Genomic DNA, 4,285 nt, shown 5'->3' with positions numbered 1-4,285 from the left:
AAAAACGTACTTTCTATTGTACATGAGTGGATATCAATACACACTAATAGACAGTATGGTCCGAATACGACGGCAGCTATGGACGAGAAATAAAGTCCTAGAACGCCGCTGCTATCATTGAACTATCGTTACCCGTTAATTGAATAACACAACGAAATCCAGAAATGAGTTACTTCTTTATCACTTGCATAGCGACTAAAAAAAGTTCCTTCTAACGAACAATATTATATAAAACCAGAATGGTAACAGCTCTTTATAAAACTATCCCGTTACTAGGAGGGAAAAATCTATGACTATCCAACTCGCTGAAAGTATTAATCACTCAGCTCAAAATAATCACAATATAATTTCTATTATATCCGAAATGATCGCAACTATGGAGAATGACGCCAAACTCAAAAAAGAAATACTTTTTAAAGTTGATGAAATCAGTATGGAGATTTCCAAAAAAGACAAACTCTGTTATGACGTAGTGAATGCTACTCGTAATAACGGTGACTATTACAGAGCTAAGATGGTATGGAAACAATTTAGAAATAGAGTAGAGCATGCCCTTGGAGAGCTGAATAAGCGAATTCAATGGACAAGATACCCTGACGAGTGGAGCGAGACATATGAACTCCTAAAGCGTCGAGCAGCTTTACATGATGATGAGCTGGAAAGATTAGAGCGGCAAGAGTTATTGAGCGCATCACCTAGCATTTAGATTCTCTCAAAATTGGCTGCAGTTTTGTCATCAACACTTATAATACCACATATTGGAACTCTCCTGCCCGTTAGCGTGATGAAGCAGCCGATCATTGTGATCAGCTGCCTCCGTGTCTTTATTGAACTATCGTTCTCCGTTAGCGTAATGAACTCATTGACTTCGCCAGCTTAATCATATCATCTTTAGACAAGCGACTGCTGTCAATTTCAATATAAATTTCATTTTGTACCTAGCACAAAAACGGGTCCCATTTGCCCATGGTTTGAATACCGCATTAACTTCCTTAATTTTAACAATGTCACCTTTTGTATCAAATTTGAAAACTTTATCCCAGTATAAAAATGGCCCCCCTTATAAATAAAGTTATCGGCCACATTGTACGCAACTGGCTCTGGTTTGCTGCTGATAGCCCCAGGTGGCTCCACCAAGTGCGATACCTAACAACATCCACCCTCCGTACACCATGGATACCATCAATCCGTTGCCATCAAAACGCACAGGACCATCAGCCAGACCTAGTGCTTGCATAAAAGTCCCAAATATCGCCAGTAGCCCCATAGGAGCTGTCATACAGGCAGCAATCCAACCTCCAATGATAAAAATCCTGCGAGGAACTTTTTTGCCAGCAAAAAACGGGACCCAACGGGGGAATATGCGCCCCCATCTTTGGACAAGAGCAAGGGAAAGCAATGCACTAGCACCAAAAACCAGAATTTCCCCAAACGCAGAATGATGGCCGAAATTTTGACCGCCCCCTAAATTCCCACCAAGTGTCCAGTAGATTTTCAGCAAAGGATATGGAAATGAAAGGATGAAAGCGGCATAGCCAAGCCACGCATTCGAGCGAATCTTCCTCTTGATCAAGGGCCCTTGGCCACACGCAACACATGCACCGCGGGATACGCGCTGAAAAGAGATGGTGACCATTGCCAGTAACGTTGCTCCTGTGAGGCTTATAGCCCGGGACACAAAGCCTGACCAGTCAACGACGGGTGGCAAACCGGGTATTCCAATCACAGCGGCCGTGCGGAGTGCATCAAAGACGATACCAGCTGATGACCAGATTAGCAGAATAGAAGCGCTCCATGCGCTGATTAGCACGAGTAGACGTGGTACAAGTCTTACTCGCATCCAACCCATTGACAGCAGCAAAACGATCACTCCAATTATTGCGGCGAATGCCGTAACCCACATTGGAGCAAATCCCTTTGTATAGTCTGGACTGTCTGGAAAAAGGGGTTTCAATATAACGGCTAGCAGGGTTACGGCGCAGGACCCGAGTGCAGCCCACACTTGAAAATAATGCCGAAAATAAACTAAGGTCTATTTTCCAGCTAGACCTTAGTCTTAAATATGATTGATCAAACGCATAAAAGGAAGGGCTCTGAAGCGAGTTAATAACGTGGCAAACACATGTAAAGAACCGATAAGATTATTATGTTAGTCTGAATCCATTAGCGTAATCTGCCCGTTAGCTTAACGCCCAGCAGTACATCTGTACAAAAACCCTCATTTTGTGAAGATGTAAAAGGAGCTGCCGCAGCAGCTCCTTCATCGTTTGTATTATGAACTAACGTCTCCCGTTAGCGTAACGGATAGGATCGTAGGACGAGAGCGGCGGTACTGCCCATTACTCATCTGCCCCTATGTTAACAGATACTCCCTGTAGTCTTGCTTGACCGTCAATGTCCAAGGTTTTGATGATCAAATTGTATGATCTACCCGCATCAATTGCTGCGGAAGCAGCTTTAAGGTGGAAATTATTTGTCGCTTGATTCACAAACCTGGGATCGGCAAAAATAGAGTGTCCATCATTTCCGGTACTGGTCTTATAAGCGTTGAAACCGACATACTCCTTGTTTTTCCAAGTCCAAGTTGCTTTCGAAACGTCTCCGGGAGCGTAATAAAGATTGTAGTCTACCACATTTCCCGAGTTTTTCGAGTATTCGTTATAGATGAAGACATTCGATGAATCCGCAAAGATGATATTATTTGTGATCAAATTATTCTTTGTATCGTGCTGTAGCAGAATTTGACCACTACCGTCATTCATCGAATTATTTTGATATATGGTATTGTTGATGATCTTGCAATTTACAGTTGCGCCTCGTTCACTATCGTACCCGCCCATCGCTATTCCGGTATATCGATTATTGTAGATGATGTTGCTTCGCACGGTAATATCGGTTGTGGATTTCCCTGTATTTTCACTGGCAATTTCAATGCCAATATCGTTCTTGTAACTGTAATTTCGTTCTATAACGCTGTCTCTCCCCCCATCTACATAAATACCGACGGCCGCATTGCTATTGTTAGGAAGTGATTTGCCGTAAGAAGGGTTAAAGTTGGATGTGATGTTATATATTCTATTGCCGCTGACTAATCCGTTTCTCACTTGATCGTAGGACGGATGCGGAGATATTCCTTCGAAGCCGATGAGATCAATTCCGATATTGTCATTATCATGAATGAGATTGTTCGTCACGGAAAAAGTATCGACATTGCCGTTTAAAACAAGGGACTCGCTTGAACCAAGTACCAGCTTGTAAAGTTCATTTCCTTCTATCGTTACATGATGGATGGAGGCGGGTGCATCAGTACCATACACAGCGATACCGTGTGCATCCCGGCCAAGCAGGTCTCTTCCGGTTGGTGCAACGGTATTTTTGATGTCATGCACTTTGTTATTCAGGATGTTAATATAGCTTCCCGAGCCGTGGACATATATACCTATAGGCAATTGATCTTTTTTTGTTGTGATAAAATTACGGATTTCAAACCCCTTTATCGTGATATAGCTGGCATCTTCAATCTCAACAATGCCTTGTTGTCCTGTGACAGAAAGTCCGCTTCCATCAATGATTGCCCTTTCCTTCGGAAAGTTTGTGAACGTGATCGAACCACCCCGGGCTGAGCCGGAGCGGGATATTTTAAGTTTTTGCTTATAGACGCCCCCTCTTACATACACCGTGCTACCCGGTTTAGCTACGTCTGCTGCATGCTGGAGAGTTCTCCAAGGAGATTTTTGGGTGCCCGCGTTGCCATCGTTGCCTTTGGAGTCTACATAATAGGTGGGAGTGGCAGCTGAAGTGGAAGTGGCCAGCAATTGCCCCGACATAATTCCTACAGTTACAGTTACAACTACCATACCCAGAATGAGTAATTTACTTTTTATTTGCATTGAGATGGATTTGCCTTTCCTGATTGTTTTCTTTTAATTATACTACAGCCATCTGGATAACGGATCTTAAACGCCATCACTTAAACACTTTTGAGCAAATATGATCAAGGAGAATTGTCTGCCACCATGCTCTACTGCCCGTTTACTTCAATAAACCAAAAGAGGAGCTTCCTCGAAGCAACTCCTCCACTATCGTGTCCCGTTAGTTGAACGGATAATTCTTATTTCCCATCGACCCATATGTACAAATAAATGATATTTACTTACCATCCCATACGTTCTTTTAGTGATTCGATTTGTGAAATATGATGCCGATCGTGCCAAACATATCTTTGAATCGCAACATTAAGACTCATTACTCCGTGGGTGGGACTCGTAAATGTCTTTTTAAAATC

3 protein-coding genes are annotated in these 4,285 nt (G+C 42.8%); 1 reads left to right on the top strand and 2 read right to left on the bottom strand.

What is annotated here, in order from left to right; translation table 11 throughout:
* Nucleotides 1–289 precede the first annotated feature (289 nt).
* On the top strand, nt 290–706 hold the full coding sequence (locus HI950_RS35195; protein ID WP_169091723.1) for a hypothetical protein: 417 nt from the start codon (nt 290–292) through the stop codon (nt 704–706).
* A 366-nt stretch (nt 707–1,072) separates the two neighbouring features.
* Here the strand turns inward: HI950_RS35195 and HI950_RS35190 are convergent, their stop codons facing one another.
* Both HI950_RS35190 and HI950_RS35185 read right to left on the bottom strand, forming a co-directional pair.
* The gene (locus HI950_RS35190; RefSeq protein ID WP_223285699.1) at nt 1,073–1,573 is read right to left on the bottom strand and encodes a hypothetical protein; all 501 of its coding nucleotides are present in this window, start codon (nt 1,571–1,573) and stop codon (nt 1,073–1,075) included.
* 766 nt (nt 1,574–2,339) lie between these two features.
* Nucleotides 2,340–3,890 carry a right-handed parallel beta-helix repeat-containing protein gene (locus tag HI950_RS35185; RefSeq protein ID WP_169091725.1) on the bottom strand — a complete coding sequence of 517 codons (1,551 nt, stop codon included), beginning with the start codon at nt 3,888–3,890 and terminating at the stop codon, nt 2,340–2,342.
* Between the last annotated feature and the right edge of the window lie 395 nt (nt 3,891–4,285).

This window comes from Paenibacillus sp. PL91 (assembly GCF_012935325.2).
In the GTDB taxonomy this organism is placed as follows: Bacteria; Bacillota; Bacilli; order Paenibacillales; family Paenibacillaceae; genus Pristimantibacillus.
The sequence above is the reverse complement of the archived record's forward strand: the minus strand, read 5'-3'. Positions and strand labels throughout refer to the sequence as shown.

Bases quoted from the DNA above. Each gene is read 5' to 3' on its own strand.
- HI950_RS35195 (WP_169091723.1), top strand. From the start codon at position 290: ATGACTATCCAACTCGCTGAAAGTATTAATCACTCAGCTCAAAATAAT.
- HI950_RS35185 (WP_169091725.1), bottom strand. From the start codon at position 3,890: ATGCAAATAAAAAGTAAATTACTCATTCTGGGTATGGTAGTTGTAACT.